The sequence below is a fragment of the Zoogloea oryzae genome (assembly GCF_030161255.1).
Lineage (GTDB): Bacteria > Pseudomonadota > Gammaproteobacteria > Burkholderiales > Rhodocyclaceae > Zoogloea > Zoogloea oryzae.
Genome location: NZ_BSPX01000068.1, coordinates 357 through 19,962, shown reverse-complemented (window position 1 = coordinate 19,962; position 19,606 = coordinate 357). Strand labels below are relative to the sequence as shown.

Annotated in this window: 8 protein-coding genes; all 8 read right to left on the bottom strand. The window is 70.7% G+C overall.

Annotated features, from left to right (window positions below):
- Window positions 1-69: 69 nt before the first annotated feature.
- Window positions 70-927, bottom strand: coding sequence for a CPBP family intramembrane glutamic endopeptidase (locus QQK25_RS17925; RefSeq protein ID WP_284189159.1), 858 nt, complete (start codon window positions 925-927; stop codon window positions 70-72).
- 80 nt (window positions 928-1,007) lie between these two features.
- A complete protein-coding gene (locus QQK25_RS17920) occupies window positions 1,008-1,874 on the bottom strand; it encodes a lytic transglycosylase domain-containing protein (RefSeq protein WP_284189158.1) in 867 nt (288 codons plus the stop codon).
- Between the two features lie 7 nt (window positions 1,875-1,881).
- Window positions 1,882-11,340, bottom strand: a complete 9,459-nt coding sequence (locus QQK25_RS17915; RefSeq protein WP_284189157.1) for a two-partner secretion domain-containing protein — start codon at window positions 11,338-11,340, stop codon at window positions 1,882-1,884.
- Window positions 11,341-11,366: 26 nt separating this feature from the next.
- A complete protein-coding gene (locus QQK25_RS17910; protein WP_284189156.1) occupies window positions 11,367-13,484 on the bottom strand; it encodes a ShlB/FhaC/HecB family hemolysin secretion/activation protein in 2,118 nt (705 codons plus the stop codon).
- Window positions 13,485-13,495: 11 nt separating this feature from the next.
- The gene (locus tag QQK25_RS17905) at window positions 13,496-14,245 is read right to left on the bottom strand and encodes an efflux RND transporter periplasmic adaptor subunit (protein WP_284189155.1); all 750 of its coding nucleotides are present in this window, start codon (window positions 14,243-14,245) and stop codon (window positions 13,496-13,498) included.
- Window positions 14,246-14,257: 12 nt separating this feature from the next.
- Window positions 14,258-16,243, bottom strand: a complete 1,986-nt coding sequence (locus QQK25_RS17900) for a preprotein translocase subunit SecA (RefSeq protein ID WP_284189154.1) — start codon at window positions 16,241-16,243, stop codon at window positions 14,258-14,260.
- A gap of 3 nt (window positions 16,244-16,246) precedes the next feature.
- Complete coding sequence (locus QQK25_RS17895) at window positions 16,247-18,403, bottom strand: PqqD family peptide modification chaperone (RefSeq protein ID WP_284189153.1); 2,157 nt, start codon at window positions 18,401-18,403, stop codon at window positions 16,247-16,249.
- 88 nt (window positions 18,404-18,491) lie between these two features.
- A partial coding sequence (locus tag QQK25_RS17890; protein ID WP_284189152.1) for an efflux RND transporter periplasmic adaptor subunit occupies window positions 18,492-19,606 on the bottom strand: 1,115 nt, incomplete at its 5' end.

Genomic DNA, 19,606 nt, shown 5'->3' with positions numbered 1-19,606 from the left:
GCGCAGCCATGAGGACTGCCATCACCGTCGGCGCCGAACTCACCCGAGCAAGCGCCACCACGGCCGGGGCTAGGAAAGTGCAAAGGGAACGATGTCCCACAGCATGTGCGCGAACACCGGCGGCCAGAGCCGCGTCGAGCGCATGTAGTAGACGGCAAACGTAAGGCCCACAGCCATCACCCAGATGGGGCCCAACGGGCCCTGGTAGAGGTGGCACAGCAAACGGACGAGCAAGGTCGCGCCCAGCGCCACCGAGAGCCCGTAGCCCCGCAATCCGCGCAGCAGGAAACCAAGCAGGAAGACCTCCTCGAACGTCCCGTTGATCATTGCCATCAGGACGACAGCCGGGGCGGACACGTTCGCCTCGACGACCATGATCTCGATGGGCTGCACGGGCTGGCCGATGGCAAACGGTGCATAGACAAGCGTACCCACCACCCAGGCCACCAGGAAGAGCATCACGCCGACGACGCTGCCCATCAGACTGGGCACAGGCAGCAGCGTCGAAATGGCGAACCCCCGGGTGTGGAGGAAGAGGATCGCCGAGGCCGCCAGCACGACCTCGACCATGACCGTCCACAGGAAACCGGCATCCGAGAAAGGCTGCATCGGAAAATTCGCAAGGACGGCCTGAATGGACAGAACGATGGACATCCCGAAGGCGATGCCGATCACGGCGATCGCCTCGCCTGGCGTCGTTGTCGTTCTCTGCGGCAGCTGCAATTTCAATCTTCCTGACGTGCAAGCTCGATTCCGCTGACCGGGCTGGCGTGCGCGTGTCGCGCTCAGCCCGATGACCCGCCTGTATTCTGCCAGCCGTGATGCATCGGAGGTACGCCGGAATGTGTCGGGAAGATGACCATTGAATCCCGCCTCGATCCGGCGCCAGCGGGCGAGCAGCCGTCGCTGCAGGTAGAGGCGGCGCATCGATGGCGCCCGGGTGTGGCCGGTATGAAGATCCTCGTGGCCAAGAACCGAAGGCCGATGCAACGCACCGGCCGCGACGCTCAGTTGCGCAGGCCCACCGGCACCATGTGGCCCATGCCGGCCATGGTGAGCACGCGGCCCACGTAGGCGCGCGTCTCGAAGTACGGCGGCACCCCGCCGTAGCGCTGCACCGCGCCTTCGCCGGCGTTGTAGGCGGCCACCACGCGGACGAGGTCGCCCTTGAAGTAGCGATGCAGCCAGCGCAGGTAGGCCAGCCCGCCGCGGATGTTGTCCTCGGCGTCGAGGGGATCGCGCACGTTGAAGCGGGCCGCGGTTTCGGGGATCAGCTGCATCACCCCGCGGGCGTTCTTGGGGGATTGGGCGAGGCGGTCGAAGTTGGATTCGACCCCGGCGATGGCCTGGGCGAGGCGCGGGTCCACGTCGTATTCCCGCGCCAGGCGCACCACCAGCGCCGCCACGTCGCGGCGCCGGGCGGGCAGGCTCTGGACGTATTTGTCCTCCTGCACCACGGCGATGTGTTCGTAGGGATGTTCGTCGGTCAGGCAGGCCGGCATCTGCTGGGGCACGTCGCCCAGCGCGTTGCGGACCAGGGCCTCGCCGGCCTGGGGGTGGCCCAGCTCGTGGGCGAAGGAGAGGAAGGACTTGGCCAGCCCGGCGTCGCGCACGCCACGCCCACCCTGGGCGCGCAGCAGGCCGGTGCGGTAGTGGGCTTCGGCGCTGCCGTAGCGGGCCGCCTCGCAGTACAGCGCAGCGGCGAGGGCTTCGTTGCGCTCGCTGCCGCCGCCCGTCTCGGCCGCCCAGGCGCGCTCCAGCAGCGAGCGCACCCGCGGCGGCTCGGCCTGCCAGCGGTCGGGCATCGGCACGGTCACCGCGCCGGCCGGTGCAACCACCGCCAGCGCGAGGACCAGGACGGACAGCCGCAACATCACGCCATCACTCCGCCATGCTGACCTTCATCAGCAGATCGACCTTGCGGCGCTCGGTGCCGTCCGGGTCGCGCACGATCACCAGCAGCGGGATCTGCTCCGGCGCATCCGCCGGCAGGGTGCCGAAGATGCGCTTGCTGCCGGTGTCGAAGTTGATCCAGCGCGGCAGCGGATCGCCGTTGGCGAGGGTCACGTTCTCGATCTCGCCCTGCCCGGCGATGGGCGCGAGGGACGTCTGGAAGTGGGCGCTACGCACCGCGGAGAGCAGGATCGGCACCATCAGCGGGCGCACCGGCGTGCCGGACGCGGCAGTGAACAGCCCCACCGGGGTGACGGTGCCGGCCGGCACCAGCGGCGGGCTGACCTGCACGAAGATCGCGCCATCCTGCACCGTGCCGCCGCCCGGAGTGGCCGAGGACACGCTGCGGTTGTTGTACTGCGGGCCTTCGTTGATCGCGCCGCCGGGCACCCGGTCGAACTGCTCGGGCGGCAGGTAGCGGGCGGTGGTGATGTAGCCGTTGCCGGACTGGGTGACCTTGTCCGGGCCGTACACGGTGTAGCCCGAGGCGAGCACGGTGAAGTCCCGCGCGAGGCCGTTCATGTCCTTGTCGGCGTAGGTGGGGTTGTCGTCGTAGATCAGCCAGCGGCCGTTGGTGGCCACCACGGCGCTGCTGCCCGGCGTGGCCTGGTTGGCGAAGCGCTTGCCGGCGTTGAGGACGACGGCGTTGGAATCGCCGCCAGTGCCGGTGCCCGCCACCTGCTGGGTGAGGGTCAGGTTGTCGGCGGGCACATCCACGAAGACCTTGCCGCCCGCGGCGATGCCGGCCACCGGCGCACCGGCCGCGCGGCTGACGCTGCCGACTTCCAGGTTGCCGGCGTTGCGGTACGAGAAGGCGCCGCCGGTGCTGGCGGCCACGGTATTGACGGTGTTGCCGGCATTCAGCAGCGCGCTGTCGCCGCCCGCCTCCACCAGCAGGCTGGCGGCCTGCACGGTGCCAGAGCCTGCCTGATTGACGCCGTTGCCGGCGCCGAGGCGGACAGTGCCCGCACCAGCGGTCAGGTTGCCGGCGCCCTGAGCGAGCTCGCCGCCGGCGGTCACGTTGATGTCGGCGCCGCCGCTCGAAAGGTTGGTGGCCAGGGCGATGTCGCTGGTGCTGCCGGTGGTCGTCAGGTTGATGGCCTGCCCCCGGGTAGTGATGCCGGTGGTGCTACCGGCCAGCAGGCTGGTCGGGGTGGTCACCGCATCGACGCGGAGCGCGCGGTTGCTGGCGAGGCTGAAGGCGCCGCCGGTCACGTCGGCGGCCACCTTGGCCACGGCGTTGCCGGCGTTGGCCAGGGACGCGCCCCCCGCCGCCGTCTGCACGCGCAGCTGCGAGGCGCTGAGGGTGGCGTCGGCGCCGGTGGTCTGGCTGATGCCGCCCGCCGCCGCGAGGCTGACGGTGTCGGTGCTGCCCGCATCGGCGGTGGTGGCGACGGCCTTGGTGATGGCGATGTCGCCGGCCAGGGTCTGCAGGCTGATGTGGCGGCCCGCAGCGGTGGTGCGTGCGCCGGCAGTGGTGCCAGCCGCAGCCGCGGTGGTGGTGGTGACGGAACCGACGGTGAGGGCCTGGCTGTTGACCATGGTCAGGTCGCCGCCGGCCACATCGGCCGCAAACGTGCCCACCGCGTTGCCGGTGCTTTCCAGCACCGCCGCGCCGCCCACCTGCACGCGCAGGGCGTCGGAACTGATGTTGGCCGAAGCCAGCTGGCGCACGTCGCCGCCCGCCACCAGGGTGGTGACGGCACCGCTGCCGCTGGTGACGACGGCGTTGTTGAGCTTGAGCGCACCGGTGGTGGCGACCAGTGTGGTGGCGCCCGCGGCACTCACGCCGCCGGTCGTGCCCAGCGCGGCCGTGGGGCCGACGCTGGTGGTGACGCTGCCAATATCCAGCGCGCCGGCATTCACGTAGCTGGTGCGCCCGCCGGTGCTGGCGGCCAGGGTGCCGACGCTGTTGGCCGGGTTGTCGAGGATGGCGTCGCCCGTCGCCTGCACGCGCAGGGCCTGGGCGGCGACGGTGGCGTCGGCCGCGCTGCTCTGGCTGATGCCGCCGGCCGAGACCAGCGTGGCCACGTCGGCCGCGGTGACGGCCTTGCTCACGGTGATGTCGCCGGCCAGGGTCTGCACCGTCACGCCACGGCCGGCCGAAGCCGCGGTGGCACCGGCCGAGGCGCCGGAGACGCTGCCGGTATTCACCTGGCCAAGGGTGAGGGCCTGGCTGTTCACGAAAGTCAGATCGCCGTCGATGGCCTGGGCGGCCAGGGTGGTGATCTGGTTGGCGCTGTTGTCGAGGCGCGCCGAACCGCCGGCCGCCACGATGCGGGCCTTGTCGCCCACGATGCGCGCGGCCGCTGCCGCCGCCTGGCTGATTCCGCCGGCGGATTCGAGGGTGATGGTGGCGCCCGAGGTGAGCACGCCCTGGTCGAGGGCGAGGCTGCCGCCCTGGGTGCGCAGGGTGATGTCGCGGCCGGCGACGGTGGTCTCAAGGCCACTCAGGGCCGGGCCGGCATTGACACCGGTGACGCTGCCCACGCTCAGGTTGCCACCGGTGTGGCTGAGCCACTGGGCGTTGGTCGAACGGGCCGCGAGGGTGTTCACGCCGGCCAGCTCGATGCGCCGGCCTTCGGTGCCGATGGCGCCGCCTGCCGCCAGCAGCGCGTTGCCGCTGGTGCTGATCTCTGTCGTGGTGCCGTCAGCGGTGGTGGTGGCGATGTCGCCGCCGGCGATGAGCTGGACCTGACCGCTGGTGGAGCCGACCGTGGCACCGCCCAGGTTGATCGCCTTGCCCGCCGTGTCGGTGCGCAGATCGACGCTGCCGCTGCCGTGGGCCGTGACGTTGCTAGTGACGGTGAGCGTGCCGGTGGACACACCCAGCGCGATGGGCGCATTGCCAGACTGGGTGACGAGGCCGGCCTTGTCGGGCCCGCTGGTGTCGGCGGGCTTGAGGCCGGTGACGGCGCCGACGATCAGGTCGCCGCTTGTCTGGCGCAGCCACTGGGCGCCGGCCGACTGGGCGGCGACGGTGTTCACGCCGGCCATCTCGATGCGCTTGCCGTCGGCGCCGATGCTGCCGCCGGCCACCAGCATGGCGTTGCCGCTGGTGGCGATCTCGGTGGTGGTGCCGTCGTTGGTGGTGGTGGCGATGTTGCCGCCGGCGATGAGCTGCACCTGCCCGCTGGTGGAGCGCAGCGTCGCGCCGTCGAGGGTGATCGCCTGACCGACGCCGTTGGTGCGCAGGTCGATGCTGCCGCTGCCGTTGGCGGTCACGTCGCGGGTCGCGGTGATGGCGCCGGTTTCGTTCACCAGCGCCACGCGGCCGTTTGCGGCGGTGGTGGTGATGCCGTCAAGGCTGCTCACCGCGCCACCGAAGGTGGCAGACGGGTTGATCGCCGCGACGCTGCCGAGGGTGAGGTCGGCGTGGGTGCTGTCGAGCTTGCGCAGCCAGGTATCGCCGCCGGCGCGGCTGGCGAGGGTGGCGGCTTCCTGGATCTCGATGCGCTGGCCGTCGGCGCCGATGGTGCCCGCCGCCTGCAGCAGCACGCTGCCGGTGGTGCGGATCTCGGGCGTCACGCTGGCGCCGCTGCTGTTGGCGGTGGTGGTGCTGATGTTGCGCCCGGCCACCAGCTGCACGTTGCCGCTGCCGGTGCCCGCGCCGTTGGTGGAGCGCAGGGTGGCGCCGTTGATGGCGATGTCGCCCGCGGTGCCGCCGGCGCGCAGGTCGATGCTGCCGTTGGCGCCGGCGCTCACGTTGTTGATGACGGTGATCGCATCGCCCGCGCCGCTGCCGAGGGTCGCCACGCGGATGTTGCCGGAGGCGGTGGTGATGCCGTTGGTGGCGCTGGCGCTATCTTGCGCGGTGGCGTTGCCGATGGTCAGCGCCTGATCGTTGCGGAAGCCGAAGCTGGCGCCGGTGCCGGTGAGGCTGGCGGCCAGGGTGCCGACGAGGTGCTTGCCACCGGCGCCGGTGTTGTCGAGGGTGGTGCTGTCCTGGGCCTTCACCAGCAGCCGGGTGGCGGTGATGTCCACGTTGGCGGTTTCGGTGACGGCGCCCTTGACGGCTTCGAGGGTGGCCGTGGTGCTGCCGCCGGCGATCACGTCGTCGGTGAGGGCCAGGTTGCCGCTGGTACTGGCGGCGTCCTTGGAGGCCGACAGGCGGATGGCGCCGTTGGCGGTGCGCACGCCGTCCATCGGGGTGCCGGCCACGTCGGCGACGGTGCCGATGGTGAGGTCGTTCTTGTCGGCAAAGACGAAGGCGCCCGCCCCGCTCACCCGCGCGGCCAGGGTGGCCACGTCGTTGGTGGTGTTGTCGAGGATCGCGCCGCTGGCCGTGCCCACGTAAAGGTTCTGGGTGGTGATGGGCGACGCGGCGGCCTGGCTGATGGCGCCGGCCACGGATTCGAGCTTCACGGTGGCGCCGCCGCTGGGGGTGCCGGCGGTGATGCCCGCGGTGGCGCTGCCGCCGGCGTTGGGCGCCAGGGTGCCCACGGTCAGGTTGTCGGCATCCACGTAGCTGAGGTTGCCGCCGGCGGTGTTGGCCGCCAGCGTGGCGGCGTTGTTGGCCGGGTTGGTGAGGGTCACGTCGCCGTTGCTCTTCACCAGCAGGCCGCCGGTGGCGATGGCCTGGGTTTGCGTGACGGTGCCGGTGCCCGTTGCCGCGCCGGTGGTGTCGAGGGTGAGGTTGCCGCGGCTGGACGCGCTGCCGATGGCGAGCCCGTTGGTGCCGAGCACGGTGCCGACGGTGAGCGCCTGGGCGTTGGTGAAATCCAGCCCCTGGGCGTCGCCGCTGATGCTGCCGGCGAGCGTGCCCACCTGGTTGGCGTTGTTGAGGAGCGAGGTGTTCACCGCCGTGACGCGCAGCGCGCTGGCGGTGACGATGGCGGCGGGCACGGCGGCGTTCTCGGTGATCGCGCCCTTGCCGGAGGACAGATCGACCACCGCGGTGCCGGCATTCACGAACTGATCGAGCTGCAGGTTGCCGCTGGTGGAGGCGCCGTCGGCCGAGGCGGCGAGGGTCACGTTGCCGTTGTTGGTGGTCACGCCGCTGGTGCTGCCGAGGAGCGTGCTGCTGCGGGTGCCGACGGTGAGCCCGTTGCGGTCGGCGACGCTGAGGGTGCTGCCGCTGCCGCCGAGGGTGGCCGACAGCGTGCCAATGTCGTTGGTGGTGCGCGACAGGGTGGCCGAGCCGCTGGTGAGGCCCAGCTGCAGGCCGGTGGCGGCGATGTCCTGGCTTTGCGTGAGATTGCCGGCGGTAAGCTGCAGGGCCACGTTGCCGGTGCTGGCCTGGGTGGCGCTGATGCCGTCGCGATTGGTCGTGGTGGTGGTCACCGAACCGTCGGACTGGGCGACGCGGTTGGTCACCGTCACGCGGCCCACGTCGAGCCCGCGGGTGTCGCGGAATTCCAGATTGCCAGCGGTGACGCTGGCGGCCAGGGTGGCAACCACGTTGTTGTTGTTGAGCAGCGAGCTGTCGCGGGCGCCCACGTAGAGCTTGTCGGCGGTGATGACCGGGCTCGCCGCGCCGGTGGCGCCGGCTTCCTGCACCTTGCCGGCGGGCGTGGTGAGGCTGACGGTGGCGCCGGTGGCGGTGATCGAGTTGTTGATGGCGAGATCGCCGGCGGTCAGGGCCAGGGTGGCGTCGTGGCCGGTGGTGTTGATGCCGACGGTGCTGGGCGTGGTGCCGCCGAGCCAGCCGTTGGCACCGGCGCTGGCGGTGTCGCGGGCATTGACGGTGTCCACCGCCAGGGCCTGGGCGTTGTTGAAGGCCAGGTGGCCGTCGACGCTGGCGGCGAGCTTGCTGACCAGGTTGGCACCGGTGAGCACGTTGTCGCCGCTGCCGAGCAGCTGGACGCTGTTCACGTCGAGGGTGCCGGCGCCGGTGGCACCGGCCTGGGTATGGACGGTGAGCGTGCGGGCGTTGTCGGCGCCGGGCGAGGCGGAATTGCCCTTCACGGTGAGGGCGGCATTGACCTTGACGTTGCCGCCGGTGCCATCCATCTCCAGGATGGTGTGGTCGCGCAGCGTGGTGGCCGATGCCACCGTGAGGGTGCCGGTGGAGGCGCTCACCACCGGCGTGGCGGTGGCCGAGGCTGCGCTGGCCGCGTGGCCGACCACGATATCGGTGAAGCCCGGCTGGAAGACCGAGGTGGACGCGCCGTTGAACCAGTTGCTGGAGAGGTTGAGCTTGTCCACGCCGCCCGGCGTGCCGAAGCTGATGTTGCGGCCGGCGGTTTCGGTGTGCACCCGCAGCTCGCCGCTGGAGGCGACGTTGAGGTGCAGGTTGGACGAGTTGATGAACTGCATGCTGTCGGCCGCCAGGGTGACGATGCCGCTGGCGGTCACCCCGCCGCTCACCGCGGTGGTGGGCGCCGAGCCGATGTACATGCTGTCGCCGGCCGAGTAGATGCCGAAGCTGTTGGCGCCGCCGGTGTCGCTGGTCTTGCCGCCCGAGCTGCCGTACAGGCTGATGTTGCCGGACGTGGAGACGATGCTGGTCTTGGCGTTCTCGAGCTTGATGCCGTGGTTTTCGACCAGATAGCTCTGGTCGCCGCCGCTGCCCTTGCCGACGACGGTGATGTTGCCGCTGTCGCTCTGGATGAGCGCCGCGGACGAGATCACCACGCCGTCGTAGCGGCTGGCGCCGGTGACGGCCGGGGTCATGCCCACGCCGGTGGCGTCGCCGGTGATGGCGATGGCGCCGGTGGTGGTGGCGAGGGTGACGCGGGAGCTGCCGTCCTCGCCGATCACCACGCCGTCCTTCTGGCCGGACGAGGCGCCGCCGGGCACGCTGCCGGTGAGGGTGAGATCGCCGGTGCCCGAGCGCAGGTTGGTGAGCGCGCCCTTGATGCGCACGCCCGCGCCGGCGGTGGTGGTGGTGGGCGCGCTGCCGGTGAGGGTGATGCTGGCGCCGGTCTGGCTGGCGTCGCCGGCGATGCGCGAATCGAGCACCGCGTTTTCGAGGTAGATGCCGTCCTTGATGCCCGACAGGTCCGCGCCAAAGCCGGTGGCGGCGGTGGCGGCCGAACCCAGGTCGATGGTGCCGCCGTTGCTCTTGATGCTGGCCGCGACCGAGTCGCTGCCCTGAAGGATCACCGCGCCGCCGCTGTTGCCGTAGGCCGTCGACTGGAAGGGGTTGAGCGCCACGTCGAGCTTGCCGGACGTGGTGGTGCCGTCGATGGTGCGCTGGACGAGCTTGATGGAGCGATCGGCGTTGATGGTCAGCGTCTTGTCGCCGGCCGTCTTGACGATGTCGAAGGTGCTCTGGAGGTAGTCGGTGTAGCCGGTGTTGCTGCCGTAGGTGCCGCCGCTCACGTTGATGGTGGTGTCGGCGGCGGTGAGGGTGATCGACGGCGTGCCCAGCAGGGACGACGCGGTGATGACGTCGCCCGAGGTGGAGAAGATGTTGATCGAGCCGGCGTTGAGGGTGGTGGTGAGCGGGCCGGTGAGGGTCAGGCTCTTGAGGCCGGTGGTGCCGGTGCCGCCCACGTAGTTGGCCGACGAGGTGCCGAGGGTGATCGAGCCCGGCCCGGCCGACGGGGTGCCGGCGTCGGCGCCGGTGGTGTCCAGCGTGAGGGCCTGCGGGTACTGCACCAGGTAGGTGCCCGAGACGATGTTGCCCTTCACGTCGATGTTGCCGCCGCGGCCGGTGAAGCTGGCGCCGCTCTGGGGGCCCTGGGCGTTGATGGTCACCGAATAGCCGGGGGCGGCGAGGGTCACGTCCTGGAAGAAGTTCACGTCGCCCGACTTGGCGGCGCTGGCCTCGGTGATCTTGGTGGAGATCGGGGTGGTGTTGGCCAGGGTGACCGGCTTGTAGAAGTTGATCGTGCCGCCGTTGGTGGCGAGCGCGTTGTTGAGGGTGACGCTGCCGCCGCTCTGGCTGGCATCGGCGCCCATGTTGATGTTGAGCGCGCCGGTGATCGACGAGATCTGGTTGTTGACGACGATGTTGCCGCTGGCCGAGTTGAAGGTCAGCGTCGAGGCGCTGCCGGCCGTCTTGGAGATGTCGGCATTGACGGTGATGAGCGTGTCGGCCTGCAGGGTGACGGTGGTGCCGCCGGCGTTGAGCGCCGTCTGGATCGAGGTGTTGGACACCGTGTTGTTGGTGCCGTTGGTGTTGCCGGTGAGCGCCGAACCGGTGGTGGTCACGTCGAGGGTGGCCGGGTCGAGCAGCCAGTTGCCGCCCTTGCCGCTATCGGCCGCCACATCCACGTTGCCGCCGAGGCCCAGCACACCCTTCGACGAGGTTTCGACCTTGCCGCCGGTGCCGCTGCCGGCGCCCCGGGCGCTGATGCTGCCGTCCATGTGGGTGGCGTCGGCCGACCACAGCACGGCGGTGCCCCCGGAGCCGTTGGCGGTGGCATCCACCTTGATCGCTGCGCCGGTTTGCTGGGTCACGCTGCCGGCGGTGGCGATGGTGGCGTCCTTGCCCTGCCAGCCGCCGCCCACCAGCACCTGCCCGCCGCCCGCCGCGCCGCTGGCGTCGGTGACGGAGCCGTTGGCGAGGGTCACGTTCTCGATCGTGGCGACGATGCGCCCGCCGGTCTGCCCGGCGCCGCTGCCGGCGGCCAGGGTGGTGCCGGCCAGCCGGACGTCGCCGCTGCTGGCTTCGATCCACACCTCGCCGTTGCGGCTGGCGATGCTGTTGGCCCGCACGGTGCCGGTCTGATTGACCGCCGAGGCGAGCATGGGCGCCGCGCTCTTGGCGGTGAGCAGCACCTTGCCGCCATCTGCCGCCACGAGGCCGCTGTTGTCCACGCGGGCGGCATCCGAGCCCGCCGCCACGTCGATGCTCACCAACCCGGTGAGGCCCAGGTTGACGGTGACCTTGTCGCCCGCCACCAGCGCCGAGGTGCCGCCGGGGGTGACGATCTGGCCGGCGTTATTCACGGTGCCGCCGATCAGGGTGACGAAGCCGCCTTCACGGCTGATGAGGGTGCCGAGGTTTTCCACCTTGCCCGGCAGCGTGGGCTGGCCGAACTGGTATTTGCCGGCGAGGAAGTCTGCGTCGCTCATGCGCATGGCGGCGGCGATCAGGCCACCCACATCCACCCGCGCGCTGGCGCCGAACAGCACGCCGTTGGGGTTGAGCAGCACCACCACGCCGTTGGCGTTGAGCTGGCCGAGGATCTGCGACGGATCAGCCGACAGCACCCGGTTGAGGGCCACCGCCGAGCTGTTCGGCTGGACGAAATTGACCGTGGCGTTCTGGCCGATGTCGAAGCGCTGCCAGTTGGTGATCATCCGCGCGGTGTTCTGCTGGATGTTCATCACGTTGCCGGTCTGGCTGATGGCGCCGGCGCCGGCGGTGATCTGCGCGCCGGTGGGCAGGGCGTTGGCCGCGGGCGGCGCGGCCAGCACCACCGACTCGGGGTTGAAGGTCACCGCGAGGATGAAGGCGATGAGGCGGACTTTGGGCAGTTTGATGGCGTTCATCGTGGTATCCGTGACTGGCCGGCCGGTCAGAAGCTGACAGTGCCCATGATCCAGATCCGGGCCGACTTGTCGGTCCCGTCGCTGTCGGTGTTGTTGATGGTCTGGTTCGGGTTGGTGCCGATCTTCTTGGCCACCACCGCCTTGAGGGATGCGGTGTCGGTCTTGACCAGGCTGGCCCCGATGCCGTAGCCCTTGAGGGTGTAGCTGTTGGGCCGGTTGCCGGCGCTCCAGCCATCCCAGGTGGTGTGGTACTGGGTGATGCCGCCCAGGTCGAAGAAGCCGAACACGTTGGATTCGCCGAGCATCGACGTGCCCAGGCTGCGGCGCACCTCGAGGCTGGCCAGATAGCCGGAGTCGCCGAAGGCCTCGCCCACCGGGTAGGCGCGCACGCCGCTCGGGCCGCCGAGCTGGAACTTCTCGGCGGAATCCAGGTTCTTGCCAGCGAACTGGCCGCTCAGGCTGGCGAACCAGCTCCACGGGCTGCCGGGCCCACCGATGGGGGCGAGGCGCACGGCGGAGTAGTTGGTCTTGGTGAAGTGGCCTTCGGTGCGCGCACTGATGCTGTCGCGCAGCGCGTTGGCGGCGTTGCCGCCGAGATCGGCATTGCCGGTGGCAACGGAGAGGTTCCAGCTGTAGGTGCCGCCGAAGCGGTCCAGCCCGTCACCCAGGAGGCCGAGGGTGAACAGGTCGATCTTGCGGGCGCTGTCGGTGGTGCCCTCGATGTTGTGGGTGAGGTTCTTGGCGTCGTAGCTGCCCGACAGGGAGATGTTGGACGTGGCGCTACGGAAGAGCGGGTAGCTACCGAAGAGCGACGCGACCCGCGCCTTGCCGTCCAGGTTGACCGGGATGACCTGCCCCGCGAAATCCATGCTCACTTCAGAGTACGACGCGCCGAGACGCCCGCCCTTGTTGCCCACGGGCACCACCACGCCGGCGCGGCCGCTGGTCATGCCCGACGAGCGGCTGGCGGTGAGGCTCCACAGGTCGCCGTAGCCGGTGGGGCTGTTGAGGTTGGCGGCAAAGCTCAGGCGGCCGGTGCCGGTGAAGTGGTTGCCGTAGTTGTCTGCCCACACGCTGCCGGAGACGAGCGGGCTCTCCTCCACCTGGGCTTCGACCTGGGTGGTGCCGGGCTGGCTGCCGGGGGCGAGGTTGGCCTTGATCTTCTTCACGCCGGGGAAGTCGTTGGCCACCAGCAGGCTCTGCTCCAGCGCCTCGCCGTTGAGGGGCTGGCCGGCGGGCGCACCTTCGGCCAGCACGCGGGCCACCACCTCCGGCCGGATGCGCTTTTCGGCGCCGCTGGTGACGATGCCGCCGATGCCGGCGCTGCCATCCACCACGCCTTCCTGCACCGTGATCTCGAGGGTGCCGCCATCCACCCGCTGGGGCGGCAGGAAGGCCTGGGCGAGCGGATAGCCTTTGGCGCGGATCGCGCTGGCGATGGCTTCGGCCGGCTTCTGCATCTCGGCGACGGTGAGCTCCTTGCCTTCCCAGGGCTCGACGGCGGCCTTGACCTCGTCGGGGGTGAGCAGGCTCACGCCGGTCACTTCAAAGCGATTCACCTGGATGCGCGGCTCGACCGCCGGCACCTCGGCGTAGTCGGCCGAGCGCGGGGTGAGACCCTCGATGGCGACGGCCATCTGGCCTTCCTTCATCATCGCCCGGGAGATGCGCACCTGCACCTGGGGGTGGCCGTTGGTGCGCAGGTAGTCGGCCACGGCATGCACGGCCTTCTCGAATTCGGGGAAGCTCAGTTCGCGATCGAGCCACGGCGCCATGGCCTGCTGGAGGCCCTCCTCCGACACCTTCACGTTGCCCTCGACCCGGAAACCCTGCATCGACAGACGCAGGCCCGCCAGGGACGTCTGGGCCTTGGGCATGGTCGAACGGATGTCCGCCTTGCGCAGGGTGGTGGCCGGCTGGCCGAGGGGACGGGCCGGCGTGCCCTGGTTGGCGCGGGTCTGGCCGGCGGTCACGACGCCGATGTCGGCCGCGGACGCGTTGGTTGTCGAGCGCAAGACCCCGACTCCGGCTACGGGCGGCGCGGCCAGCGAACCGACCACGGGAACGAGGAGCAGCAGGCTGCCTGCGCCGAGCCAGGCGCGACGGGGGCCGGCGGAGGCCAGCGGACGGCGGGAATGGGCCATGGATCGGGTCATCACAATTGAAAGTTGATGGCGCAGCGCTGACCGGAGGGCAGGTCGAAGCGGGGATTGGCGAGCAGGAGACGGACGCGGAAGGTGCCGCTGGCGGCGTCGATGACGCGATCCACCTGGCTGACCTTCGCCTTCTGGGGCGTCGGGGTGAGCTCCGGGGTCACGTCATAGACCTGGCCGGCGCGCACCTTGCCGAACATCCGCGAGGGCAGGATGGTCTCGACGTAGAGGGGGTCGAGCTGGGCGATGCGGAAGATCTTCTCCTGCTTCACCAGATCGCCGCGCTGGCGATAGACGTCCACGATCACGCCGCGGATCGGGCTGTGGATGGCGCGCAGCTTGAGGCGTTCCCGGCGCTCGCGCAGCTCCAGCTCGGCCATCTGCTGGTCGGTGGCGAGCTCGTCGAGCTCCTGGGTGGAGATCAGCTGCTTGCGCTGCAGCTCCTCGTTGCGCTGGCGTTTGCGCGCGCCGAACTCGGCCTTGGCGGCCTGGGTGTCCACCGAGGCCGCCTCGACACCGGCGTTGAGCCGCGCGAGGAGCTGCCCCGGGCTGACGATGTCGCCGCGGTCGACGCTGACCGCTTCGATCACGCCATCCACGGGCGTACCGACGTTGATCTCGAGGGACGGCTGGATCAGGCAGCTCACCTCCGGGTTGGTCCGGGGTCTGGCGGGCTGCAGCGGATCGGCCGCCAGCGTGCCCCCGGCGAACAGTGCAAGCGCCAGGGCAAGAAGGGTCTTATTTTTGCTCAAGCGTGAAATCCTCTATTCCATCTCGCCCGTAAACGACAAAGCAGCCCTGCTTCTGAAGTCGGCGCGCAGCAAAAATCCGCGAATACCCGCGTGGCGTTTTTCCGTTCGCATCTGGGCCCGCCGGTAAAGCCCGAGGGCCAGGGCATGCCACGGCCCGGACGGCCCGCCGCCGGCCAGACGGGCCGCCAGCCAGCCGCGCAGGACAGGCAGCATCCCGGCCACCAGCTCGTCGTCGAGGGACAGGATTTCCTCCCACGAGCCCGGGTCGCCCATGCGGGCGCAGCGCCCGGCCAGCTGGCGATCCACGCGGGAGGCGTCGTGGAGTTCGGTGAGGATCACGTGCAGCCCGCCGGCCGTGCGCACGGCGTCGCCCAGCTTGATGTCGGTGCCGCGGCCGGCCATGTTGGTGGCGATGGTCACCTGCCCAGCGTCGCCGGCGCTGGCCACCAGGGCGGCTTCCTGCTCGTCCTGCTTGGCGTTGAGCACCTGATGGGCGATGCCGGCGGCGGCAAGACGCGCCGACAGATCCTCGGACGCGGCGATCGAGCGCGTGCCCACCAGCACCGGCCGGCCCTGGCGACTGTGGGCGACGACGCTGTCCACCACCGCCTGCCAGCGCGCATCGCCGGTGGCAAACAGCCGCGCCGGCAGGCGCAGGCGGCGCGACGGCCTGTGGGGCGGGATGCGCACCACGCCCAGGCCATACACGTCGGCCAGTTCGCCGGAGACCTCGCGGCAGGTGCCGGACATGCCGGAGAGCCGCAGGTAGCGGCGGAAGAACATCTGGTAGCTGATGCGCCCGAGGGTTTCCTTCTCGGGCGACACGGCGACGCCCTCCTTCACTTCGATGAGCTGCTGCAGGCCGCGCTCCCACGAGCGGTCGGGCATCACCCGGCCGGTGTGCTCGTCCACGATCATCACCTTGTCGTCGCGGACGATGTAGTGGATGTCGCGCCGGAAGGCGTGCAGGGCCTGGAGCGCCAGCACGCAGGCTTCCTCGGTGCGCAGCACGCTGCGCCACACCGGCGAGGCGGTGACTGCCGCGGCGAGGGCCGGCAGGCGCTGGCGGCCGGGCTCGGTGAGGCTGACCTGATGGCGCTGCGGGTCGAGGGTGAAATCCGTGTCGGCCACCAGTTGCCCGGCCAGGGCGATGGCCTCCCGGTAGAAGGTTTCGGCCTCCACGCTCTGGCGGGCGGCGGAGATGATGAGCGGGGTGCGCGCCTCGTCCACGAACACGCTGTCGGCCTCGTCCACGATGGCGAACTGCAGGCCGTGGAGCAGATGCCGGCGCTGCGCACCCAGCATGCCGTCCAGCGCCAGGCGCAGGGGCTGCATGCGGTCGGCCAGGGCCAGCCGGTCGCGCAGGTAGTCGAAGACGATGGTCTTGTTGCTGCAGTAGACGATGTCGGCCCGGTAGGCCGCGGCTTTTTCTTCCGGCGTGGCGGCCTCACCCACAAAGGCGCAGCCAAGGCCGAGGGCGGCGTAGAGCGGGCCGAACTCGTCCCGGTCGCGCTCGGCGAGGTAGTCGTTGACGGTGACGATGTGCACCTTCATCCCGGCCAGGGCGGCCGTGGCGGCGGCCAGGGTGGCGGTGAGCGACTTGCCCTCGCCGGTGTTCATCTCGGCGATGTTGCCGTGGAGCAGCACCCAGGCGCCCTGGATCTGCGTGCCGAAGTGGGCCTTGCCCAGCAGCCGGCGGGATTCGCGCCGCACCGTGGCAAAAGCCTGCGCCACCAGCCGGTCGTCGGCAAAGCCGTCGCGGCGGAGCAGGCGGCGCAGATCGGTGAGCGCAGCGGCGCGGGCGGCATCGTCGAGGGCGTCGAGGCGGGCTTCCTCGGCCTCCACCTGATCCGCCACCGCCAGCCGGCGGCCGGCGCGCAGGGCGACCCGCGCCCGCAGGCGCACCCGCAGGCCCTCACCGATGCGGTCGAGCCACGGCAGATCCTGCCAGTCGCGGCGCTGGGGGTAGGCGTCGGCGCGGAGCGTGAGGGAAAACATCGGCTACACCGCGAAGCGCTTCATGAACTGCTGGCGCAGCCCGCGATACCACTGCTCGCCCAGGGGCGCCGGGCTGTGGGAGAAGCGCACATGCACGCGCCCGCCCAGGTAGCGCGGCTGGACCGGGCCGGTGAATTGCAGCTCGAACTGGAACAGCGGCTCCAGCGCCCGGGGCGCCTTGCCTTCGGCGCTGGCCTCCGGGTCGAGGCCGATCTGGCCGCCGCCCTGCAGGGCCAGGGCCATGCTGGGCAGCTCGGCGCTGGCGCCCGGCACCTCGCGGACGACCTTGGCCTGAAGCACGTCCCACAGGCTCTCTGCGGAGCGGATCTCCACCTTGCCGGCCCGGTGGCGGACGAGATCGACCCGCCCCTGGGGCACCACCGCCAGCAGGGTGTAGCGGGCCGGGTCGAGCACGTAGGCGACCTGCTCGCCCCGCGGCAGATGGCGGCCGGTGAAATCCCCCGGCGATTCGATGTCGAAGCGGCCGGCGTGGGGGCTGCGCACCACCAGATCGCCGCGCCGGGCGGCCAGATCGGCCAGCCGCTGGCGCTGGTGGGCGAGCTCGCTGCGCACCATCTGCATCTGCACCCGCTCGGCGGTGGAGGCCAGGGCGAGGCGGGCCTCCTGCTCCTGCACCAGGGCTTCGGCCTGGGCGAGCTGGGCGTCGAGTTCGGGTTCGGTGCAGCTGAACAGGGGCTGGCCGGCGGCCACCGGCTCGCCGGGCCGGGCCAGGATGCGGTCGCCGAAGCAGGTGGCGGGCACGCGGATGCGCGACTGCTCGGGCATCCAGATCACGCCCTCGACCATCGTCCAGTCGGCCACCGGCACGAAGGCGATGAAACCCGCCAGCACCGCCGCCAGCGCCAGGCTCACCCCGCCGGCCTTGCGGCGATGGCCTTCCAGCGCCGGATCGCGGGCCACGAAACGCACGAACTTCACCAGCGGCTGCACCGCCAGCCCGTAGGCCGCCCACAGGGCCAGCAGCACGCCAAAGACGAAGAACTGCCCCGCCACCAGCACGATGATCGACACCGTGACGACCGTCCGGTAGATCACCGAGCCCAGCGCAAACGCCACCAGCCACGCGGGCTCGCGGGCGGTGAGGTGGAGCGGCGGCTGGGCCTCGGTGCGGAACAGGTAGCGCCGGCACAGGTAACCCACGTAGCGGTTGGCCCGCTGGGACAGGTTGGGGATCTCCAGCGCGTCGGAGAGGATGTAGTAGCCGTCGAAGCGCAACAGCGGGTTGGCGTTGAAGACCAGCGTGGTGACGCCGGCGAGGATCACCACCTGATGCAGCACCGCCTTGGTCACCCCGCCGCTCACGCCGGTCCACAGCCACACGGCGATGGCGGCGAGGCCCAGCTCGGCGATCATTCCCGCCGCGCCGATGAGCATCCGCTGCCACTTGCTGGGCAGGGTCACGCTCTCGCTGGCATCCACGTAGGGCACCGGGATGAAGACCAGGAACATCAGCCCCATCTCCCGGCAGCGGCCACCCAGCGCCTTCACCGCCAGCGCGTGACCAAACTCGTGGAAGGCCTTGAGGAGCGGGTACAGCAGCGCCAGGATCAAGATGTTGTCGCCGGTAAACACCCGCGCGGTGATGTCGGCGGTGAGCTCGTCCCAGTGCATGCCCACCAGCACCGCGCCGACCAGGATCAGCAGCATCCACGCCAGCAGGATGCCCTTCCAGGCGGCCGGCGGTACCTGCCGGGTGATGGCGCCCACCAGCGGGTCGGGGTCGAACAGCGGCAGTTTGAGGGACAGCGGGTTGGCCAGGTATTGCTTGAGGCGCGTCTTTTTGAGGCGCGCGCCGCGCTCGGCCAGCTCGCCCAGATCGGGCTTGCGGTCGGTAAGCAGCACGTTGGCCTGATGGAGCTGGGTGAGCAGGCCGAGGATCTCGTCCTGGGTCGGCGCCTCGTCACCCAGGTTGATGCAGGCGTGGCGCCAGATCTCGTCCAGCGTACGCACGCCGTCCATCAGCGCCAGCACCCGGTAGGCGGAGGGGTTGAAGCGCAGCACCCGACCGCTGGCCAGATCCTGCATCACATACCAGCGCTGCTCGCGGTAGGTGTGCTGGACGAGCCGGGCTTGCCGGCGCAGGCGTGGCTTGAGATCCGCCACGCGATACCAGGATGAGGAGAACAGCGCAGAAGTCATGCTGCTCTCCCAAGGAAACGCCGGGCCGTCCCAAGTTTCCTTGGCCCCCTCGGGGGGCAGGCCGGGCGCAGCCCGGTCGAGGGGGCCCTCATACCCCGAGCCACGACCACAGCTGCAGCCGGCTCCATTCGATGAAGCGACGGCTCCAGATCCACACCAGACGCTCCTCGCCCACCGTCACCTTGCCGATGCCGGCCATGCCCGGGCGCAGGTCGGGCACCTCGGCCTCGGGCGCGGCCTCGACGCGGAACAGGTTGCGCCCGCCCTCGGCGTGGGCGACGGCGGTGATCAGCGTGACCTTGAAGGGAATCGTCCGGTCCGGCAGCGCGGTGAGCACCAGCTCGCCCCGCTGGCCGACCTTCAGGTGGGCGATGTCGCTCTCGGCCACCTGCAGCACGATGCGGTAGGCGTCGAGCGGCGCAATCTCGAACAGGCTCTGGCCCTTGCGCACCGCGCCGCCAAGCTGCTGGGAGAGATCGCCGCTGACGATCAGCCCGGCAAAGGGCGCGCGCACCTGGGCCTTGGCCATCATGGATTCGGACAGCCGGCGCTGGGCCTCGGCCTGCTGGCTCTGGGCGCGGGCGATCTGGATCTGGGCCAGGTTGCGCTGGGCCTCGGCGTCGTTGGCCTGCTGGTTGTACTGGTTCTGCTGGCTCGACCAGCGGGAGGCTTCGAGCTGCAGCTCGCGGTCGTCGAGGGTGGCGAGGGTCTCGCCCTCCTTCACCACCTGCCCGGCGCGGGCCTGGGCCGAGGCGACGAAGCCGTCGAAGGGCGCGACGATCAGCCGGCGCACCCGGCCTTCGAGGGTCGCATCGCCGCTGATCCGGAAATCGCCGGTGGCGAACAGCGCGAACAGCAGCACCGCCAAGCCAGCCAGGCTGCCCAGCTTGAAGGCCGCGTGGCGCGGGCCGAACAGCCGGTGCATCAGCCGCCGCCCGGCGTCCGCCACGCGGCGGTGCAGCGGGCGCTCCTGGCGGCGCTTGGTGACGAGGGCGTGGCCGAGGATGGCCGGCAGCGCGCTGGCGAGCACCTCGGCCTGCGGGTCCACGCCGGTGTCCTCGGGCCATTCGAAGATGAAGACGCCGTGCTCTGCCGCGTCGCCGCCACCATCGTGGGCGGGCATTGCGAAGGGCACGGAGAGGATCAGGCCGTTGCCGTAGTCGCGGGCGAGGGTCGCGCGGTCGCGGCGCACCAGGCCGTCGG

Coding starts and splice junctions, on each gene's coding strand:
- QQK25_RS17925 (WP_284189159.1), bottom strand. CDS start 927: ATGCGCCGCCTCTACCTGCAGCGACGGCTGCTCGCCCGCTGGCGCCGG.
- QQK25_RS17920 (WP_284189158.1), bottom strand. CDS start 1,874: ATGTTGCGGCTGTCCGTCCTGGTCCTCGCGCTGGCGGTGGTTGCACCG.
- QQK25_RS17915 (WP_284189157.1), bottom strand. CDS start 11,340: ATGAACGCCATCAAACTGCCCAAAGTCCGCCTCATCGCCTTCATCCTC.
- QQK25_RS17910 (WP_284189156.1), bottom strand. CDS start 13,484: ATGGCCCATTCCCGCCGTCCGCTGGCCTCCGCCGGCCCCCGTCGCGCC.
- QQK25_RS17900 (WP_284189154.1), bottom strand. CDS start 16,243: ATGTTTTCCCTCACGCTCCGCGCCGACGCCTACCCCCAGCGCCGCGAC.
- QQK25_RS17895 (WP_284189153.1), bottom strand. CDS start 18,403: ATGACTTCTGCGCTGTTCTCCTCATCCTGGTATCGCGTGGCGGATCTC.